At 65.0% G+C, this 17496-nt stretch carries 19 protein-coding genes; all 19 read right to left on the bottom strand.

Features of this window, described 5'->3' with window-relative positions; genetic code table 11:
• Positions 1-6: 6 nt before the first annotated feature.
• The 19 genes from ACIOVD_RS16005 to ACIOVD_RS15915 are packed head-to-tail and all read right to left on the bottom strand — an operon-like array spanning position 7 to position 17349.
• Complete coding sequence (locus tag ACIOVD_RS16005; protein ID WP_401129017.1) at positions 7-1233, bottom strand: beta-ketoacyl-ACP synthase; 1227 nt, start codon at positions 1231-1233, stop codon at positions 7-9.
• Positions 1233-1961 (bottom strand): 3-oxoacyl-ACP reductase FabG, encoded by a 729-nt coding sequence (gene fabG, locus ACIOVD_RS16000; RefSeq protein ID WP_095167209.1) that lies wholly within the window; start codon positions 1959-1961, stop codon positions 1233-1235. The genes ACIOVD_RS16005 and fabG overlap by 1 nt, the downstream gene beginning before the upstream one ends.
• Positions 1954-2418: a hotdog family protein gene (locus ACIOVD_RS15995; RefSeq protein WP_159993298.1), complete on the bottom strand. Its 465-nt coding sequence runs from the start codon at positions 2416-2418 to the stop codon at positions 1954-1956. The genes fabG and ACIOVD_RS15995 overlap by 8 nt, the downstream gene beginning before the upstream one ends.
• The gene (locus ACIOVD_RS15990) at positions 2415-3611 is read right to left on the bottom strand and encodes a beta-ketoacyl-[acyl-carrier-protein] synthase family protein (protein ID WP_401129014.1); all 1197 of its coding nucleotides are present in this window, start codon (positions 3609-3611) and stop codon (positions 2415-2417) included. Before ACIOVD_RS15990 ends, ACIOVD_RS15995 begins: the two co-directional genes overlap by 4 nt.
• Entirely contained in the window at positions 3608-4108 is a 501-nt protein-coding gene (locus ACIOVD_RS15985; protein ID WP_401129011.1) for a hypothetical protein, read from the bottom strand. The genes ACIOVD_RS15990 and ACIOVD_RS15985 overlap by 4 nt, the downstream gene beginning before the upstream one ends.
• The gene (locus tag ACIOVD_RS15980) at positions 4105-5352 is read right to left on the bottom strand and encodes an NAD(P)/FAD-dependent oxidoreductase (RefSeq protein ID WP_401129008.1); all 1248 of its coding nucleotides are present in this window, start codon (positions 5350-5352) and stop codon (positions 4105-4107) included. The genes ACIOVD_RS15985 and ACIOVD_RS15980 overlap by 4 nt, the downstream gene beginning before the upstream one ends.
• On the bottom strand, positions 5339-6499 hold the full coding sequence (locus ACIOVD_RS15975) for a sodium:proton antiporter (RefSeq protein WP_401129005.1): 1161 nt from the start codon (positions 6497-6499) through the stop codon (positions 5339-5341). Before ACIOVD_RS15975 ends, ACIOVD_RS15980 begins: the two co-directional genes overlap by 14 nt.
• Positions 6493-8835 carry an MMPL family transporter gene (locus ACIOVD_RS15970; protein ID WP_401129002.1) on the bottom strand — a complete coding sequence of 781 codons (2343 nt, stop codon included), beginning with the start codon at positions 8833-8835 and terminating at the stop codon, positions 6493-6495. Before ACIOVD_RS15970 ends, ACIOVD_RS15975 begins: the two co-directional genes overlap by 7 nt.
• The gene (locus tag ACIOVD_RS15965) at positions 8819-9508 is read right to left on the bottom strand and encodes an outer membrane lipoprotein carrier protein LolA (RefSeq protein ID WP_401128999.1); all 690 of its coding nucleotides are present in this window, start codon (positions 9506-9508) and stop codon (positions 8819-8821) included. Before ACIOVD_RS15965 ends, ACIOVD_RS15970 begins: the two co-directional genes overlap by 17 nt.
• A complete protein-coding gene (locus ACIOVD_RS15960) occupies positions 9505-9930 on the bottom strand; it encodes a thioesterase family protein (RefSeq protein WP_159993308.1) in 426 nt (141 codons plus the stop codon). The genes ACIOVD_RS15965 and ACIOVD_RS15960 overlap by 4 nt, the downstream gene beginning before the upstream one ends.
• Positions 9923-11467, bottom strand: coding sequence for a histidine ammonia-lyase (gene hutH / locus ACIOVD_RS15955; RefSeq protein WP_159993310.1), 1545 nt, complete (start codon positions 11465-11467; stop codon positions 9923-9925). The genes ACIOVD_RS15960 and hutH overlap by 8 nt, the downstream gene beginning before the upstream one ends.
• The gene (locus ACIOVD_RS15950) at positions 11448-12395 is read right to left on the bottom strand and encodes a glycosyl transferase (protein ID WP_401128995.1); all 948 of its coding nucleotides are present in this window, start codon (positions 12393-12395) and stop codon (positions 11448-11450) included. The genes hutH and ACIOVD_RS15950 overlap by 20 nt, the downstream gene beginning before the upstream one ends.
• Entirely contained in the window at positions 12392-13126 is a 735-nt protein-coding gene (locus tag ACIOVD_RS15945; RefSeq protein ID WP_401128992.1) for a glycosyltransferase family 2 protein, read from the bottom strand. The genes ACIOVD_RS15950 and ACIOVD_RS15945 overlap by 4 nt, the downstream gene beginning before the upstream one ends.
• Positions 13119-14801, bottom strand: coding sequence for an AMP-binding protein (locus tag ACIOVD_RS15940; protein ID WP_401128989.1), 1683 nt, complete (start codon positions 14799-14801; stop codon positions 13119-13121). Before ACIOVD_RS15940 ends, ACIOVD_RS15945 begins: the two co-directional genes overlap by 8 nt.
• Positions 14798-15343, bottom strand: a complete 546-nt coding sequence (locus ACIOVD_RS15935) for a hypothetical protein (RefSeq protein WP_401128986.1) — start codon at positions 15341-15343, stop codon at positions 14798-14800. The genes ACIOVD_RS15940 and ACIOVD_RS15935 overlap by 4 nt, the downstream gene beginning before the upstream one ends.
• A complete protein-coding gene (locus ACIOVD_RS15930) occupies positions 15340-15594 on the bottom strand; it encodes an acyl carrier protein (protein ID WP_095167185.1) in 255 nt (84 codons plus the stop codon). Before ACIOVD_RS15930 ends, ACIOVD_RS15935 begins: the two co-directional genes overlap by 4 nt.
• A gap of 9 nt (positions 15595-15603) precedes the next feature.
• Entirely contained in the window at positions 15604-15864 is a 261-nt protein-coding gene (locus ACIOVD_RS15925; protein WP_095167183.1) for a phosphopantetheine-binding protein, read from the bottom strand.
• The gene (locus ACIOVD_RS15920; RefSeq protein ID WP_159993320.1) at positions 15845-16654 is read right to left on the bottom strand and encodes a 1-acyl-sn-glycerol-3-phosphate acyltransferase; all 810 of its coding nucleotides are present in this window, start codon (positions 16652-16654) and stop codon (positions 15845-15847) included. The genes ACIOVD_RS15925 and ACIOVD_RS15920 overlap by 20 nt, the downstream gene beginning before the upstream one ends.
• Complete coding sequence (locus ACIOVD_RS15915) at positions 16630-17349, bottom strand: beta-ketoacyl synthase chain length factor (protein WP_401128981.1); 720 nt, start codon at positions 17347-17349, stop codon at positions 16630-16632. Before ACIOVD_RS15915 ends, ACIOVD_RS15920 begins: the two co-directional genes overlap by 25 nt.
• Between the last annotated feature and the right edge of the window lie 147 nt (positions 17350-17496).

The following is a 17496-nucleotide window of genomic DNA, read 5'->3' as shown; positions in this document are numbered from 1 at the left end:
CTGTACCTAGGCCCAGCGCTTGAATATCAACGAAGTATTCACCCCGCCAAAGGCAAAGTTGTTGTTCATTACGTACTGGTTGCACATCTGCCGGAACTCGCCACGCAGGTAGTCCAGCGCGCCGCACTGGGGATCGACGTGGTCGAGGTTGAAGGTGTGGGCGTATTCGTCGCTGTTGAGCATTTCAATGCTGAACCAGGACTCCAGGGCACCGCAGGCGCCCAGGGTGTGGCCCAGGAAACTCTTTTGCGAGCTGATGGGCATGCGGTTGCCGAACAGGCTGCTGGTGGCTAGGGTTTCGGCGATGTCACCCTGTTCGGTGGCGGTGCCGTGGCCGTTTACGTAGCCGATCGCTGCTGGCTCCAGGCCGGCGTCCTCTAGCGCCAACTCCATGGCCCGGCGCATGGTGCTCTGTTCTGGACGGGTGGTGTGTTGACCGTCGGCGTTGCTGCCGAAACCGACTACTTCGGCGTGGATATGCGCACCACGAGCCAGCGCGTGCTCAAGTTCTTCAAGCACCAGCATGCCGCCACCCTCACCGATCACCAGGCCGTCGCGCGCAGTGTCGTAGGGCCGTGGGCTGGATTGCGGCGCATCGTTTTTCAGGCTGGTGGCGTAGAGCGCATCGAACACCATGGCCTCGGTCGGGCACAGCTCTTCGGCGCCGCCGGCGAGCATCAACGGCAAGCGTCCGAACTTGATCGCCTCATAGGCGTAGCCGATGCCCTGGCTGCCACTGGTGCAAGCGCTGGACGTGGGGATCAGGCGCCCGGTGAGGCCGAAAAAGATGCTGATGTTGGCCGCCGTGGTGTGCGGCATCATGCGCACGTAGGAGTTGGCGTTGAGCCCTTCGGCCACCGAGTTGAGCAGCATGTTGCCGAAGGCCTTGATCTCGTCGGTGCTGCCGGTGGATGAGCCGCAGGCCACACCCATGCGCCCGTCCTTGATCGACTCGTCACCTAGCAGGCCAGCGTCGGCCAGGGCCCGTTCGGCCGCGCCAACTGCCAGGCGGGACACCCGGCCCATGCTGCGCAGCTGTTTGCGGGTCCAGTGGGCCGGCACCTTGAAGTCATCGATGGGGCCGGCCAGCCGGGTGTTCAGCTCGGTGAACCGATCCCACTCGTGCATGCGCCGGATGCCGCTGTGGTTGGCCTTGAAGTGGCCGGCGATGGTTGCCCAGTCGTTACCCAGGGAGGTGATGCCGGCCATGCCGGTGACGACGACGCGTTTCATCAACACAGGCCTCCATTGACGGCCAGTACCTGGCGGGTGATGTACGAGGCTTCCGCCGACATCAGGAAGTTCACCGCGCCAGCCACTTCTTGTGGGGTGCCCAGGCGTTGTGCGGGGATCATTTTCATCAGTTCTTCCACCGGCACGTTGTCATCGAGCATGGCTGTGTCGATCAGGCCGGGTGCGACGCAGTTGACGGTGATTTTGCGCTTGCCCAGCTCGATCGCCAATGCTTTTGCCGCGCCGATCAGACCGGCCTTGGAGGCACTGTAGTTGACCTGCCCGCGATTGCCGATCAAACCCGACACCGACGTGATGCAGACGATCCGGCCGGCGGCGCGGCGGCGGATCATCGGCATCATCACCGGGTGCAGTACGTTGTAGAAACCGTCGAGATTGGTGCGCATGACCTGGTCCCAATCTTCTTCGCTCAGGGCGGGGAATGCACCGTCGCGGGTCAGTCCGGCGTTGAGCACCACGCCGTAGTAGGCGCCATGGGCCTCGACATCGGCCTCCAGCACGGTTTTGCACCGGGCGCGGTCGGCGACGTCGAACTGCAGGACCCGGGCGCGCCGGCCGAGGGCCTCGATCTCGGCCTGGACCGCGTCGGCCTCGGCGCGACCGCTGCGGCAGTGGACCACGATGTCATGCCCGGCCTGCGCCAGGCGCAGGGCGATGGCGCGGCCGATGCCACGGCTGGAGCCGGTGACCAGTACGAATTCAGTCATCACTGGACTCCTTGGATTGATCGAGATATTGAGCCGCCTGGGGCGGTCGGAACACATTCAGACGAGCGCTGGCGTGAATGCCGGTGCCGTGGATATGGCATTCGAACACGCCCATGCCGTTGTCGTCTTCCAGGGAGCGGATTGCGTGGATGGTCAGTTCGGTGCCGGCCGGGAACTGCTCCACGTTGCATTCGAACTTGCGGGTACCGAGCAGGAACCCCAGCTCCACGGGATTGCCGCGGCGCCGGGCCTGGCAACCGGCAAAGGCGGCGACGCTCTGGGCCATCAGCTCGATGCCGACCCAGGCCGGCAGGCTACCGTCCGGATGGTTGAACAGGCCGTCTGGCTTGACCGTCAGTTGGGTGTGAATCTGTTCTTCGTCGAACCCCAGGACCCGGTCGATGAGGATCATGTCGCCAGCGTGGGGCAGCAGTTCGGCGAGCGGCCAGTCAATCATGGTGCGTCTCCGATAATCAGGCTGACGTTGTTGCCACCGAAGGCGAAGGAGTTGCTCATCAGGTAGCGCGGACCAATGGACGCCAGGCGATCGGTCGGCGTCACCCATTGCAGTGCTGGCAGCCCTGGGTCCGGCTGGCCGTCCCAGAGGTGAGGAGGCAGGACGCGGCCGGGGTTGTCCGCGCCCAGGCTCAGCCAGCAGAACGCTGCTTCCAGGGCGCCGGCGGCACCCAGGGTGTGGCCGGTCAGGGGCTTGGTCGAGGAGCACGGTACGCCGGCCGGGAACAGACTGGCCACGGCCTGGCTTTCCATCGCATCGTTGTGCTGGGTCGCGGTGCCGTGCAGGTTCAGGTAGCTGATCTGCCCGGGCTGCAGGCCGGCACGGTCGAGGGCCTTGTGCATCGCTTGCCGCGCGCCGCGACCGGAGGGCTCGGGGGCGGAAATATGGTGTGCATCGGAACTGGCGCCGCCACCGAGCAGGGCCAGCGTCGGTTGCTCATTGGCACAGCGGGTCATCAGGAACAGTACCGCCGCCTCGCCGATGTTGATGCCATTGCGGTTCACGGAGAACGGATTGCAGCGTTGTTCGGACACCGCTTCCAGGGCCGAAAAACCGTTGAGCGTCAGCTTGCACAGGCTGTCGACGCCGCCGCACAGCACCGCGTCGCACAGGTCCTGGTCGAGCAGGCGCTGGGCGCTCAGCAGGGCGCGGGCGCTGGAGGTGCAGGCGGTGGAAATCACATAGGCCGGGCCGCGCAGTTGCAGCCAGTCGGCGAGGAAGTCCGCCGGGGCGCCCAGTTCCTGTTGCCGGTAGTCATAGTCTGCGGGGAATCGCTGGTCCCGCAGATAGGTGGCCAGGCTCTGGCTGGCTTCGTCGATCCCTGAGGTGCTGGTGCCCAGCACCACTGCGATGCGCTGCGCTCCGTAGCGCTGGATGACCTGGTCGATGTCGGCACGGATCTGCAGCGCCGCTTCCAGCAACAGCTGATTATTGCGACTGGCGTGCTGGCGCAGATGAGCGGGAATGGCTGCCAGTTCACCCTGGACTACCGCCACCGGCAGGGCGCGCTGTGGCACCCAGCCCGACTCGACACGCATCCCCGAGCCGTCCCCGGCGAACAGGTTGCGCGCGACTTCCTGCTGCCCGCGACCGAGGCTGCAGACCAGCCCGAGGGCGTTGAGGTAAGCCGTCATGGGGTGTCCCCGCGAAGTGGCGTGACCTGATAGGTCGGGCCCTGGGGCAGGCTGAGCTGAAAGTTCAGGGGCTGGGCATAACGTACGTCCCAGCGCGTGGGCAGCGAACGTTGCGCGCCATGCTGCCAGGCGCTGGGATAGTTGGCTTGCAACTGGTCTGGCGGCGTCAGGGCAAACAGTAACGCGGCGAACAGTTCCCGGGCTTGCGGGTTGGGCGGCAGCAGGCCGTCAGCCTGCCACTGGCCGTTGACCAGTTTCTGGCGTGCCTGGGGGATACCCAGCAAGTCCATCATTGACCAGCGAATCCCGGGGTCTTCACGCTGGATCACCAGCACCCAATCCTGGCGTTGCTGGTCCTGCGATTGTTGCACGTGCAGTTGCAGCGGCAGCGCCAACGCCGGTTGCCCCGCGGGCAGAGGTGGTTGGCCGGCGCATGCGCTCAGCAGCAAGGCAGCGCCCAGCAGCATCAGGCGAGCGACAAGGTCACGCTGGCTCATGTGGCATCCCGGGCACAGAACTGCGAGATCATTTTCAGCCGGCGCCGGGCCTCGCTGACAAACGGATTGCGTTCGTCCCAGGCATAGCCGGCGAGGATCGCGCTGATCATGCGACGGATCTCCACGGTGCCGCCCTGGTGGTAGATCACATCCTGGAAGGTGCCGTTGTACCAGCCTTCGACATAGCAGCGGAAGGTGTCGACCCCGCGTTTGAGGGGCTCGGCGAACTCGCGTTGCCAATCGACGCTGTGCCCCTGTAGTTGGCGATCGAGGACCGCGGCGGCCATGCTCGCCGAGCGCATGGCGATGGTCACGCCGGAGGAAAACACCGGGTCGAGGAACTCCGCGGCATTGCCCAGCAGGGCAAACCCCGGCCCGTGCAAGGTCTTGACGTTGGCCGAGTAGCCGCCGATGGTCCGGGCCTCGGTGTCCCACACGGCGTTTTCCAGAACCTTGGCCAGGCTCGGGGTTTCGGCGATGAAGCCTTGCAGGCAGGCATCCAGGTCGGCGCAGCGCCCGGCGAAATGCTCGGCGGCCGCGACCACGCCCACCGAGCAGCGGCCATTGCTGAACGGGATGGTCCAGAACCAGATATCGCGTTGGGTCGGGTGGGTGGTAATGAGGATTTTTTCGCGCTCGAACGCCGGGCTGTCGATCCGGTCCTGCACGTGGGTGAACACTGCCTGGCGCAGCGGAAAGTTCGACGCCACTTCGAGGTCGAGCAAGCGCGGCAGCACGCGGCCGTAGCCACTGGCGTCGAGAATGAAGGCGGCTTGCACGGGGTACTGGCTGCCGTCCTCGCGCAGTACCTGCAGGAGGGGTTGCGGGCGCTCGACATCGACGCTGACGATGGCCTCGCCGTAGCGGATTTCCACCCCTTGCAAGGCGGCCTGGTCGGCCAGCAACTTGTCGAAGTCGGCGCGCTGCACCTGAAAGGTGGTCGGCTTGCCGGCGGTGAAGGTGTCACCAAAGTCGAAGGCGCTGTAGTGCTCGCCCCAGGCGAAGGCGGCGCCGTTCTTCAGTTGGAAACCGGCGGCGTTGACCGCATCGAGCATGCCGGCTTCTTCGACGAAGTCCAGGCAGTGACACAGCAGGCTCTCGCCGATGGAAAATCGCGGGAAATGCTGGCGTTCGATGACCAGCACATCGTGGCCCTTGCGCTTGAGCAGCGCGGCGGCAATCGCCCCCGAGGGGCCGGCGCCGATGATCACTACCTGACGCTGTTCTATTTCAACGGTTGGCACGTGGACTCCTTGCCGTAGCGGCGCTATTTCCGGGGGCGCGGTGCATGCCGAGCAAGGCCGGCAGTAGCGTCGCGACGAGACCCATCAGCATCAGCGCGAAGTACAGCGCGCCACTGATGAGCTGTTGTTGCAGCAGCAGGTTGAGAAAGACGATCTCGCTCAACCCGCGAATATTCAGCAGCACAGATTCGCGCCAACGGCTGGCACCTGCAAAGGATAGTCCGGCCCAGCCCAGGCCCAGCCAGTTGCCGAGCAATTTGCTGGCGATCGGCAACAGCAGCAAGGCCAGCAATTGACCCCAGCCCAGGCTGTCGAGGGCGCTGTGCACGTCGATCTGCACAATGCCGAAGGTCAGGATCAGCGGGATGGCGATCCAGGTCTGCACACGGTTCATCCACACCGCCGGCAGGGGCAGCACCAGCGCGATTTTCATGGTGGCCATCAACAGCAGGTAGCCGATGCCGAGAATCAGGGCGTTGAGCTTGTAGTGCTCGGCCACTACCAGCAACAGGAAAAACCCGGCGCTGTAGATCAGCGGCTGGCGCAGCCCGAGCAGGCGCAGGAGCAGCGGCGTGCACGCACCGGCCAACGGCAGCAACAGGCTGCTCAGGTGCAGGCTGCCCTGGGCCATAGCGAACAGCGTCCAGCAGGTCAAGTCGATGAGGATCGCCGTTTGCACCAGGCGTCGGGTCGCAGCCGCGGGATAGCCGATGTGGCGCAGGTACAGGTACAGCACCGGGATCGCGGTGATCGCGAACAGCAGGCCGACCGCCAGGGAACTGATCCAGGGTTGCGCTGGCAGCAGCCAGATGGCCGTGGCCAGGCCGCAGGCGAAGGGCAGGCAAAAGCTCGGCAGGGCGATTTTCAGGCTCTGGCGGTCCAGGCGCAGGTCGATCACGTCGCTGAGGATATGCCCCAGCAGCAAGGCAAAACCCAGGCTGTAGAGGTTTTTCAGCCACCCGGGGCCAATCAGTTCGGCACCCGTGAGCTGCCAGCCCGGCTCGATCCAGAAGTACATCAGCAACGGCAGGCCAAAGGTGGCCAGCAGCAACTGGCTGACGATCGGAATCAGGCCCAGGTGTCGGCCGAGGTAGGTGGCCGCGGCGAACAGCGCCAGGGCCAGGAGCCAGAACAGGGCAATCAGCATGCTTGCGGCTCCCGGCGTGGCGCCGTGTGGGCCTGGCTTCCCGCCCACGGTGCGAGGATGAAGCTGAACACCAGCCCCAGGCTCACCGCCAGGCCGAAGTTGCTCACCGCCGGGGTGCTGGACACCGCCAGCAGGCCGAACGACAGCCAGGTGGTCAGCGCCGCCAGCAGGGTGCCTAGCAGGCTCACCGCCGCGCCACCCACCTGTTCGCGCATCAGGATCGCGTAGTCGACGCTGATCGCCGTTACCAGCAGCAGGCCGAACAGGCTGAACAGGGTCAGGGGTTGCCCCAGCCAGCCCAGGCTGGCCAGGCTGCACAAGGCGGCCAGCAACGGCAGGAGGACGATGCGCAGGGCACCGCCCAGGCCAAAGGGCAGAATCAGCACCAGCACGATCAGCACGCAGGAAGCGAGCTTCAACTCGGCGGCGCTGATTTGCGTGGCGGCGAATACCTGGTTCAGGTCGCCGAGGCGATCCACCAGCACCACGCCGGGCAAGTCCTGGGTCTGCACCCGCAGTAATGCTGGGTCGTTCAAGCCTTGCAGGCTGACCATGGCCGCTACGCCCTCGGCGTTTGGGCCCAGCCAGAGGGTGCGGTAGGGTTCAGCCAGCGGTCCCAGCAGCGCGGCATCGATATCCTGCAGCGGCAGCGCCTGCAACGCCGCCAGTTCTGCCTGCAGCGCCTCGTTCGAGATGCCGAGGGCCAGCAAGGGCTGCCAGTGCTGGGGCAGCTTGGCCAACGCCTCGCGCACCTGCTGCTGCACGCTGGGGGCACTGACCAGTTGATCGAGCGCGAGGAAACCCTGGAGTTTTTCCAGGTTGACCAGTTGCTCCAGGCGTTCGCTCAAGGCGCTCTGGCGCTCGAGCAATTGCTCCTGGTTGGCGGCCCGCACCAGGAAAAACTGACTGGTGGGCTGAAAGCCGGTGATCTGCGCGATGGTCCGCGCCTCTTCGGTGAGTTGCGCGGGCGCTCCGACCCATTGGCGAATGTCGTTGCGCGTGTGCAGTTGCAGCAGGCCACCGACACAGAAGGCGAGCAGCAGCGCGAGCAACACGGGGGTGCGCAAGTGTTTGAGCAGGGCTTCGCGCAGGTTCAACAAACCTTCGCAGATCCGCAGCGGCCACTGCGCCGGGTTCAACTCCAGGCCCTTGAGCAGCGCCGGCAGCAGGCACACCGCCGACAGATAGGCGCCGAGCAGTCCGGCGGCCGAGAACACGGCGATCTGGGTCAGGGCCGGGAAGGGTGTCCAGGCCAGGGCCAGGTAGCCAATGCAACTGGTGATCAGGCTCAGGGTCAGCCCCGGCAAGGTCAGGCGCAAGGCCGGCCAGCTGCGCCAGGGTTTCAGGCTCCAGCTCTTGGACAGGTAATGCAGAGGGTAATCCACCGCCACCCCGATCAGGCTGGAACCCAGGACCAGGGTCATCACATGCATGTGGCCAAACAGCGCGACACAGGCCACCGCGCCAAACAACATGCCCACCAGCACCGGGACGAACGCCAGCAGCACCCGCCAGCGGCGGAAAGCCAGCAACAGCAGGAGCAGGATCCCCAGGGTGGCGCCGCCGCCGACCCAGGTCATCTCCCGGGTCGCCTGCTGCTGACCGGCAGCGGCATACAGCAGGCCGCTGGCCGCGAGCAGTTGCACGTCAGCCTTGGCGGCCTGCTCGCGGCTGCGTTCGAGCAGTCCGGCCACTTGCAGCGGCAGTTGCATGTCGAAGGCATTGCCGGTGGTGCGGGCCCGCAGCAGGACCCAGCTCTTGCCGTCGGCGTCGGCAATCAATGCGCCACTGCCGATGTCCAGCTGCACCACGCCGCGCTGCGGTTGGCTGTTCTGGATACGCCCGGTCAGGCCCAGCCAGTCGTCCTGGCTGGGCACCAGGCTAAAGCTGCTGAAGGGGTCGAACAGGGCTTGCAGGCGTTGCTGGATAAAGGCGTCCGGCTGTTCCAGCAATTGTTGCCGGTCGGTCTTCGACAGCATGGCCAGGCGACCTGACAGCAGTTGGCTGCGCAGGGCCGGCAGATCGGCTTGCAGATCCCACTGGACCTTTTCGAACAGACCGCTGGCCTGCCATTGAGCGCCGAGGGTCTGCGCCATCTGGATGGCCTGACTGCGCTGCTGATGGCCGACCAGCACCAGCATTTCCTGGTTCAGCGGTTCTTGCATGCGCTGTTCGGCGCGCAGTTCCAGCGCGTCAGGAGTGGTGCCGGGCGCCAGTTCCATGAGGTTGGCCGACAAGGGCGCGCCGTCGCGCCATTGCCAGGCGCCGAGCGCGAGCACGCCCAGCAGCAGGCCCAGGAACAGCCAGGGCAGCCTGCGTTCACTGGGCAAAGTCATGTTGCTCCGCGTCACTGAGAGGTTGATTGGCGGTGCTGTCCTGCATGCGCAGCAGGGTGCTGTCGCCCTGGGTTTCGAGCAGTTCGATGCGCTGTACCAGTTCACCGCCGTCGATGTTGATTTGCTGGAATACCTGCTTGAGCAGCAGCGAGCGCGGGCTCAGGGTCAGGTGCCAGCGCTGTGCATCGCCACTGAGCGCCAGTTCGAAATCACGTTGCAGGCCGCTGCTGTCGCCTTGCAGCACCGCGAGGAACAAACGGTTCTGCTCGGCACCGGCGCTTTTGCCCGGCAGCATCTGCCAGCCGTTGGCGTCACGCCGGGCGATGCCTTGGGCGGTGATGCGGTAGTCCTGCTGCAGCGGAGTCTTGAGCAACCAGAGCAAGCCGTGATCCTTGGCCAGCACGAAGCTGCCCTGGCTGGTCAACGGTTGGGGTAGGGCGCGCAGGTGTTTTTCCTGAATGAACTGGCCGTGGATTACCGTGGGTTTGGCCAGTTGAGTGCTGAGCTGTTGCAGGTCGAATGCCTGTGCGCTGAAGCTCAGTAATACCCCCATTCCGGTAGGAGCGAGCTTGCTCGCGAAGAACCTGAGGACGCGTCGCAATACCAGGCGTGCAGCGTTATCGTTGACGACTTTCGCGAGCGAGCTCGCTCCTACAGGGGGGGTGTGCATCATTCGAGGGCTCTCGTGACGGCATCGGTGAACACTTTCGGCGAGGCCAATTGCATCTCGCGGCTGGCCAGGTCGACGGCGACCTGCACCGTGCAGGCACGGGTCAGGCGCTCGCCGCTGGCGAGATCGCTGATCAGGTAGTTGATCTTCAGGCGGTTTTCCCACTCCACCAGGCTGGCGCGCACATTCAGCCGCTGGCCGAACACGGCGCCGCGCACGTAGCGCAACTGCAGGTCGATCACCGGCCAGGCGTAGCCAGATTCCTGCATGGCCTTGTAGTTGTGGCCCAGGCTGTCAAGCAGGGCGCAGCGGGCGATTTCCAGGTACTTCACGTAATGGCCATGCCAGACCACGTGCATGCTGTCGACGTCAAAGAACGGCACGAGGATCTCGGTGTCGTGGTGCAGCACTCCCTTGCTACGCATGCAGCCTCCAGTGTTGTTCGCCGATTCGTTGCAGGCACAGGCGCAACTCGCCTTCCAGGGCGCGGTCTTCGATCACCGGGGCAAAGTCCTTGGCCAGCTCCGCGTGCATGGCCGCCAGTGCTGGCGGCAATGGCCGGGCATCGGCTGCCTGGCCGCGTAGCCACACCCCTTGCTGGGCGGCCAGCAAGGTGGCGGCAGCGACTTGCTCGGTCAGCTCCAGCACGCGGATCGCGTCGCGGGCGGCAATGGTGCCCATGCTCACCTTGTCCTGGTTGTGGCATTCGGTGGAGCGCGAGAACACGCTGGCCGGCATGGTGTTTTTCAACGCTTCGGCGGTCCAGGCGCTGGTGCCGATCTGCACCGCCTTGAAGCCGTGGTTGAGCATGGCCCGCTCGGCGCTGGCGCCTGACAGGTTGCTCGGTAAACCATGGTTGTAGCGTTCGTCCACCAGCAAGGCGAGCTGGCGGTCGAGCAGGTCGGCGACGTTGGCCACCAGGTTCTTCAGGCTGTCCATGGCGAAGGCGATGTGCCCACCGTAGAAGTGCCCGCCGTGCAGCACGCGCTCGGCTTCGGCATCGATGATCGGATTGTCGTTGGCGCTGTTGAGTTCAATCTCGATGAACGAGCGCAGCCAGTTCAGGCTGTCCGCCAGTACGCCCAGCACATGGGGTGCGCAGCGCAGCGAGTAGCGGTCTTGCAAGCGATGCAGGGGCGCGGTGGGCGCATCGATCGCCAGGTCCTTGCGCAGCCAGGCGGCGACTTGCATCTGCCCTGGGTGGGGCTTGGCGGCGAACAGGCGCTCGTCGAAGTGTTCCGGGTTGCCTTGCAGGGCGACCACATTCATCGCGGTAATGCGCGTGGCCAGTTGCAGCAGGTAGTCGGCGCGGGCGAAGGCCAGGCAGGCCAGGCCGGTCATCACGGCGGTGCCGTTCATCAGCGCCAGGGCTTCCTTGGGGCGCAGTACCAGCGGTGCCCAGCCGAGCTCGCGGTGGACCTCGGCCGAGGTGCGGCGCTCACCGCGCCACAGCACCTCACGCTCCCCAGACAGGGTTGCGGCCACGTAGGACAGCGGCGTCAGGTCACCGCTGGCGCCCACCGAACCCTCCTGCGGGATCAGCGGCAGGATGTCCTGGTCGAGGAACGCCTGCAGGCGCTCCAGCAGTTCCACGCGAACCCCGGAGACGCCATGGCACAGCGACTGCAAGCGTGCGGCCAGTACGGCGCGGGTGGCCTGGGCATCAAGCAACTGGCCCAGGCCACAGCCGTGAAAGGTGTACAGGTGACGGGGCAGGGCCTCGACGTGGTGCAGCGGAACCGCCACCACGCAGGAGTCGCCGTAACCGGTGGTCACGCCATAGATCACGCCTTCCTTGTCCAGCAACGAATCGAGAAACCGCGCGCCCTTGGCGATGCGCTCGCGGTAGGCGCTGTCGCTTTGCAGCCGCGCAGGGGCCTGGCGGTTGGCCAGGGCCAGCACGTCCTCGATGCGCAAGGGGAGTTCGCCGAAGGTTACCGGCTCAAGCGTGGGCGTCGTCATCGGCTTTCCAGAAAGGGTAGAAGTTGAACCATTGTTGGGGCGCTTGCAGGCAATAGTGACTCAGGCGTTCGGCATAACGGGAAGCCCACTGATGAATGACCTGCTCGCGCTCGCTGCGTTTCCACAGTATCGCCTCGGCGAAGGGTTCGAGGGTCAGTCGGTAGTGGCCCGCGGGTTGCTTCAGGCAGAGCAGCAGATTGACCGGGCATTTCAGCAAGCCGGCCAGCAACCACGGGCCTTGCGGGAACGCCGCCGGATGGCCGAGGAAGTCCACGGTCACGCTGCGCCCGCCGTGCAGGGGCACCCGATCACCGGCGATCGCCAACCATTCGCCACGCTCCAGGCGCTCGTGCAGCTGCAGCATGGTCAGCGGGTCCAGCTCGCTGACCTGGATCAGCCGCAGGTTGGTTGCCCCGGCTTCCCCCAGCAAGCGGTTGAACTGCTCGGCGTGCTTGGTGTGCACCAGCACGTTCATGGTGACCCGCTCGCCGATCTCCGCCAGTGCGCGGCACACCTCGAGATTGCCCAGGTGGGCGCCCACCAGCAGTTGCCCGCGGGCACCGCGCAGTTGATTGCGCAGCAGGGCCGGGTCGATGATCTCGATCTGCTCGATGCTCAGCTTGCCGTTCCAGACGTCGAGCTTGTCGAGCATCGAGTCGGCAAAGGCCATGAACTGGCCAAACACCCGCCAATGGCTGGGGCGCAAGTCGTCGCGACTGCTCCAGTCGGCCAGGCGCTGCTGGTACTGCCAGGCGCTCTGGCGGGCATTACGGCCAAACAGGAAAAAGTACAGGACGATGCCGTACAGCAGCGGGCTCAATGCGCGTCGGCCCAGCAGCTTGGCGGCGCCGGCGGTGAATTTCATCAGCCAGAAGCTGCCGCGCTCCTCGCGGTCGGCCCAGTGCTTGTTATCGGCGTTGCCGCTCATCGGCGCCACCGCCGCCAGAGCAGCGCGGGCGAGCGCAGCAGCATGCCGAAGAACAATCGGGTGTGCATGCGCGTGATCAGCACGTTGTCGTGGAACAGGCGAAAGTGCGAAACGCCGTCCAGCGGGTAGTGCACCCGGGTTTGCAGCCACAGCATGGGCTGGTTGCGCCAGGCCAGGCGCACCAGGATGTCGGAGTCGAAGTCCATGCGCCGGCCGATGTTGGCCGAGTCGATCAGGGCCAGGGTCGGTGGCAGCGGATAAACCCGATAACCACACATGGAGTCGCGGATCTGCAACGACAGGGTGTTGATCCAGACCATCACGTGCGTCAGGTAGCGCGCGTACAGGCGGCCTTTGGGCACGCTGGCGTCGTACAGTGGGTAACCGCAGACCAGCGCCTCGGGGTGGGCTTTGGAGCAGGTGATAAACCGCGCGGCATCCTGCAGGTCATGCTGGCCGTCGGCGTCCACCTGCAGGGCATGGCTGAAGCCCAGGCGCGCGGCTTCGCGCAGGCCGTGCATCACCGCGCCACCCTTGCCCTGGTTGACGCCCAGGCGCAACACAAACACCTTGGGCCGTTGGCCGAGGGCATCCAGTACCGCGGCGCAGGCCGGGCTGCTGGCATCGTCCACCAGGATGCACGGCAAATCGGCGGCCAGCAGGGCCTCGACCACCCGGGTAATGGCGGTTTCGTGGTTGTAGACCGGGATCACCGCGCAAGGGTTATGCATCAATTGCGCTCTCGAGCAGGATCCGCCCACTGGAGCAGGTGGCGGTGGCATTGCGGTAGGTGAAGTACAGCTTGCCGCGTGTTGCGTCGAAGCGCAGGTGCAGCTGGATTTCATCGCCCGGGCGCACCAGTTGCTGGAACTTGAGCACTTCCATACCGGCAAACTTTTGCGGCAGGTTCATCAACTGCAGGCCCAGCTTCAAGGCCCAGTCCACCTGCACCACGCCCGGCAACACCGGCGCGAGAGGGAAGTGACCGCTGAAGTAGGCCAGGTCCGGGGGCACGGCCAGTTGCAGGCTCCACTGACCTTCGTCTTCACTCTGCTCCAGCACCTCGGGGGCCTTGGGGCGCGGCGCCAGGAGCAGGGCATCGATGGTTTTCTGCGGGAGTTTGCCCTGGGCATTCATCGGCAGTTGTCGCAGCAAGCGCCAGCGGCGGGGCAGTGCCAGGGCTTCGCAATGCTGGTTGAGGTGTTCACGCAGGACCTGGGTCAGGTTGCGCCGACCAATATTGCGCAAGGCATGCAGGCCCGTTTCGCTGAGCACCAGCACTGCGCCGAGCGAGGCACGGTTTTCCTGGACCACGCCCAGGCGGGCTTCGGCGACCCAGTCATGGGTCACCAGGGCTTGCTCGAGCATGGGCAGGGAAATGCGTTTTTCTTCCAGTTTGACGATCCGGTCCAGGCGCCCCAGCAGTTCGAAGCGCCCGTGCGCGTCGATGCGGGCGGCATCGGCACTGTGTTCGACATGACCGGGCGGCAGGTAGGGCGAGGCGATCAGCAAGGCGCCGTCGCTGTCCTGGCGCAGCTGGACGCCGGCAAAGGGCTGCCAGGGTTCGTGTCCCTGGCGCCAGGCAATACCACCGGTTTCCGAGCTGCCGAGGATTTCCGTTGGCCATTGCTGCAGTCGGTCGTGAAGGCTTTGCGCGGCTTCGTCCGGCAGCGCACCACCGGAAGAAAACACCCGGCGTACCGCACTCAGGGCCGGCCAGTCGAGGTTGTCGCCCATGCGCTTGAGCAGGGCCGGGCTGGCGACCCAGGCAAAGGCCGGATGTTCGCGACTGGCGCGCTGCAGGTCTTCGGGAAACGCCAGTTGTTTGCGCACGAACGGGCGCCCGGCACACAACGGCCACAGGACGCGGAACAACAGGCCGTAGATATGTTGCGTGGCGACGCTGCCAATCAGGCAGGCGTCGCCCAGGTCGGCGCCCCACAACTGCTCGAGAGCCTCGACTTCGTTGGCCAGTTGGCGCAAGGACTTGTCGATGCGCTTGGGTTCACCGCTGGAGCCGGAGGTGCACAGGCTCAATTGGCAGCGATCGAGATCCAGGGTGGCGGGCGCCAGTGGCGGGTCACGCAAATCGTCGAGGCAGGCATCACCCGGCTGGTCGCTCAGCCACAGCTCGACTTCACTGCTCCAGCGTTGACGGGTCTGGGCTTGCAGGTCGGCAGGCAGCAGTACGCTGACCCCGGCGCGCCAGGCGCCGAGCAGGGCGATGGCCAGGTCGGCGGCGTCTTCCAGGTGCACGGCAATACGCTGCACGCCGCGGGCCTGCAGGCCGGCAGCCAGGCTCAGCGCCTGCTCGCACAGGCGTGCGTGGTCGAGCGCAGGGCCGCTGGTCACGGCCCGCTGTGTTTGAGTCTTGAGCAACAGGTGCTCAAGTTTTATCCAGTTCATGGGTGGCCTCGTACCCGTTGTCGTATGAGCCACTCGATGGCAAACATCAGACCGATCAAAACGTAGGAAATCAGCCCGGTGTACAGCGCCCACCAACTCAGTGGTGCCCACAGGGTCAGTGCAGCAGCACACAGGCCGTTGCACAGGAAAAACAGGCACCAGGCAATCGTCACATGGCGGGTATAGCGGATGGCTTTTTGCGGCAACTGCGGCTCGCGCAGGCGCGCCAGGCGCTCGACCAGCGGCGGGCCGTACTTCAGGCTCGCGCCGAACAGCCCCAGCAACAGGCCGCTGATCAGCACCGGGTACCAACGCAGCAGGTCCGGGCTGTCGAGCAACGCCAGCATCAGGCAAAACAGCAGCACTGCGCCGGCCATCAGCACGTCGCCAGGGCGTCGTTGGCCCGTCACGGCCCTGGCCAGCCACAGGCTGCCCAGCAGCAGGGCGAATTGCCACGGGGCGAAGTGCGCCATGCCGTAATACACCGCAAAGGGGTACAACAGGCCCGTGAGCAACAGGCCAAGGCCGATCACTGGGCTCATGCTGCCGGTTGAACCAGACGATAGACCGCCTCGACCACATCGCTGACAGTGCGCACCGACTTGAACTCTTCGGCGGCGATTTTCTTGCCGGTCTGGCGCTTGATGTGGTCGATCAGGTCGACGGCATCGATGCTGTCGATCTCCAGGTCCTGGTACAAGTGGGATTCAAGACTCACGCGCGCCGGATCCAGTTCAAAGAGTTCGACCAGGGCATCGCGCAAGGTGTTGAAAATATCGTCACGAGTTTGCATGGTCCGGTCTCAAGCTGCCTGTTTTGCCGTGACGAACGCCGCAAGGCTCGCCACATTGATGAAGTGGTTGCGGGTGTCCTTGGCGTCGGCATCGATCTTGATGCCGTACTTTTTCTGGATCGCCAGGCCCAGCTCCAGGGCATCCACGGAGTCCAGGCCCAGGCCTTCGCCGAAGAGCGTCTGCTCATCGCCAATGTCATCGACACCGATATCCTCCAGGCCCAGGGAATCGATGATCAGCAGTTTTATCTCACGGTGCAGTTCGCTCATCTTCGGCGAGCTCCTTAATATAGTAATGATGCAAGTAGTCGTTGAGCTTGCGCGAGGCCTGCGGCGCAGGCCCCATCGCGGCGAAGGCTTGTGGGTCTATATCGGCCCCCACGCGGAAACTGAAGTGCACGCGGCGCTTGGGGATCCGGTACCAGGGTTCGGCTTTGGTCAGGGTGGTCGGGCTGACCTTGATTATCACCGGGGTGAGGATGCTCGCACCCCGCAGGGCAATGGCCGCCCCTCCACGATGGAAGGCCGGTGGCTGGCCGGGCTGGGTGCGTGTGCCTTCCGGGAAGATAATCAGGGTTTGCCCGCTCCTGAGCGCGTCGGCGGCGGCATCGAGCATGTCCATGCTGCCGTCGTTGCTGATGTATTCAGTGCAGCGTAGCGGACTGCGGGTAAAGGGGTTCTCCCAAAGGCTTTGCTTGACCACGCAATTGGCGTGGCGCACCAGGCCGATCAGAAACACTACGTCGATCAGCGACGGGTGATTGGCCATGATCATCTGTCCCGGACGGCCGAGGCGTTCTGCGCCCTGGATGTCGTAGGTCAGCACGCCGGTACGGGCCATGAACCGCACAAACAGCCAGAATAGTCGGCTGACTGTCGCGCGTGCCCGCCGCCTGTGGGTCGGGGCATCTGCGGGCAAGCAACCGAGTACCGGAAAAACCACCAGCCGCAGGCACAGCCCGCCCAACCCGAACAGGGCAAAGCTGGCAGCCGTCGCCAGCAGGCGCCAGTAGTAGGCGTCGCGGTTTTTTTCGGTCACGGATTGCGTTGCCAGGTCCATACACGATTTTTCCAGGCATGTTGGCAAGAAGTCTCCTGGCCGAGGAGCACAGGTAACAGATTCAGCGCGTGGGGCCAGTGGGCTTTGGACAACGGATCCGCTGCGCTGTTCAGGGACAGCTGCCAGTCTTTACCGGGGGTCAGCAGCAAGCCGACGGCGTAGGGAAACGGCACGTCGTCGATCCACGGTGAGTAGGCCTGGGGGGGCTGATCTTCGGTCACCACCAGCAGCACTGCCGGTGCACCCTCGTCGAGCAGGGCCGCAGCTTCCAGCACGCCATGTTCGAGGCCGTCACCGGCGGCGGCCAGGGCGGTCATTTCGCTGGTTTCCCCGCGCATGATCGACCACAGTCCGATGATCGCATTGTGCACTGACAGGCTGAACTGGGTAGGCGACAGCGGTTGCTCGGTCGCCAGGTCGCTGAGGATCTCGAAGGTGCGCGGGGTTTCACCATGACGGGACACGAACACCAATGGCAGTTGCTCGCGACCTTCGGCCAGCGGCCAGCCGACGCTGAAGGCCATGCGGGCCAGGCGGCTCAGGCGGCGGCGCTGCATGGCTGGAAGAAAGGATACGTCGGGAGCTTCATCGCTGGCCGGGAGTACCACCGGTTGGCGGCTCCAGGCTTGCCAGTCGTCCACGCTTACGAGCCCAGGGGCCCAGGCGCGCCATTGGGCGATGCTGAATGTGATCACTGAATTCTTCCCGCCCCTGCGGGCTTCCTTGACGCGGTAAGTCGTTTCGATCGGCGACAGACCTGGCGTGGCACAGAGGCCGAGTGTCGCGCATTATCCCGGTGCTGTTGGCTTGTAGCAAATGCTGGTTACATTTTGTTCAGTAGA

The organism is Pseudomonas sp. NPDC087626 (assembly GCF_044743405.1).
Taxonomy (GTDB): domain Bacteria; phylum Pseudomonadota; class Gammaproteobacteria; order Pseudomonadales; family Pseudomonadaceae; genus Aquipseudomonas.
The sequence above is the reverse complement of the archived record's forward strand: the minus strand, read 5'-3'. Positions and strand labels throughout refer to the sequence as shown.

Bases quoted from the DNA above. Each gene is read 5' to 3' on its own strand.
- ACIOVD_RS15970 (WP_401129002.1), bottom strand. From the start codon at position 8,835: ATGACTTTGCCCAGTGAACGCAGGCTGCCCTGGCTGTTCCTGGGCCTG.
- ACIOVD_RS16005 (WP_401129017.1), bottom strand. From the start codon at position 1,233: ATGAAACGCGTCGTCGTCACCGGCATGGCCGGCATCACCTCCCTGGGT.
- ACIOVD_RS15940 (WP_401128989.1), bottom strand. From the start codon at position 14,801: ATGAACTGGATAAAACTTGAGCACCTGTTGCTCAAGACTCAAACACAG.
- ACIOVD_RS15950 (WP_401128995.1), bottom strand. From the start codon at position 12,395: ATGAGCGGCAACGCCGATAACAAGCACTGGGCCGACCGCGAGGAGCGC.
- ACIOVD_RS15945 (WP_401128992.1), bottom strand. From the start codon at position 13,126: ATGCATAACCCTTGCGCGGTGATCCCGGTCTACAACCACGAAACCGCC.
- ACIOVD_RS15990 (WP_401129014.1), bottom strand. From the start codon at position 3,611: ATGACGGCTTACCTCAACGCCCTCGGGCTGGTCTGCAGCCTCGGTCGC.
- fabG (WP_095167209.1), bottom strand. From the start codon at position 1,961: ATGACTGAATTCGTACTGGTCACCGGCTCCAGCCGTGGCATCGGCCGC.
- ACIOVD_RS15925 (WP_095167183.1), bottom strand. From the start codon at position 15,864: ATGAGCGAACTGCACCGTGAGATAAAACTGCTGATCATCGATTCCCTG.
- ACIOVD_RS15965 (WP_401128999.1), bottom strand. From the start codon at position 9,508: ATGATGCACACCCCCCCTGTAGGAGCGAGCTCGCTCGCGAAAGTCGTC.
- hutH (WP_159993310.1), bottom strand. From the start codon at position 11,467: ATGACGACGCCCACGCTTGAGCCGGTAACCTTCGGCGAACTCCCCTTG.
- ACIOVD_RS15960 (WP_159993308.1), bottom strand. From the start codon at position 9,930: ATGCGTAGCAAGGGAGTGCTGCACCACGACACCGAGATCCTCGTGCCG.
- ACIOVD_RS15935 (WP_401128986.1), bottom strand. From the start codon at position 15,343: ATGAGCCCAGTGATCGGCCTTGGCCTGTTGCTCACGGGCCTGTTGTAC.
- ACIOVD_RS15975 (WP_401129005.1), bottom strand. From the start codon at position 6,499: ATGCTGATTGCCCTGTTCTGGCTCCTGGCCCTGGCGCTGTTCGCCGCG.
- ACIOVD_RS15930 (WP_095167185.1), bottom strand. From the start codon at position 15,594: ATGCAAACTCGTGACGATATTTTCAACACCTTGCGCGATGCCCTGGTC.
- ACIOVD_RS15920 (WP_159993320.1), bottom strand. From the start codon at position 16,654: ATGGACCTGGCAACGCAATCCGTGACCGAAAAAAACCGCGACGCCTAC.
- ACIOVD_RS15995 (WP_159993298.1), bottom strand. From the start codon at position 2,418: ATGATTGACTGGCCGCTCGCCGAACTGCTGCCCCACGCTGGCGACATG.
- ACIOVD_RS15985 (WP_401129011.1), bottom strand. From the start codon at position 4,108: ATGAGCCAGCGTGACCTTGTCGCTCGCCTGATGCTGCTGGGCGCTGCC.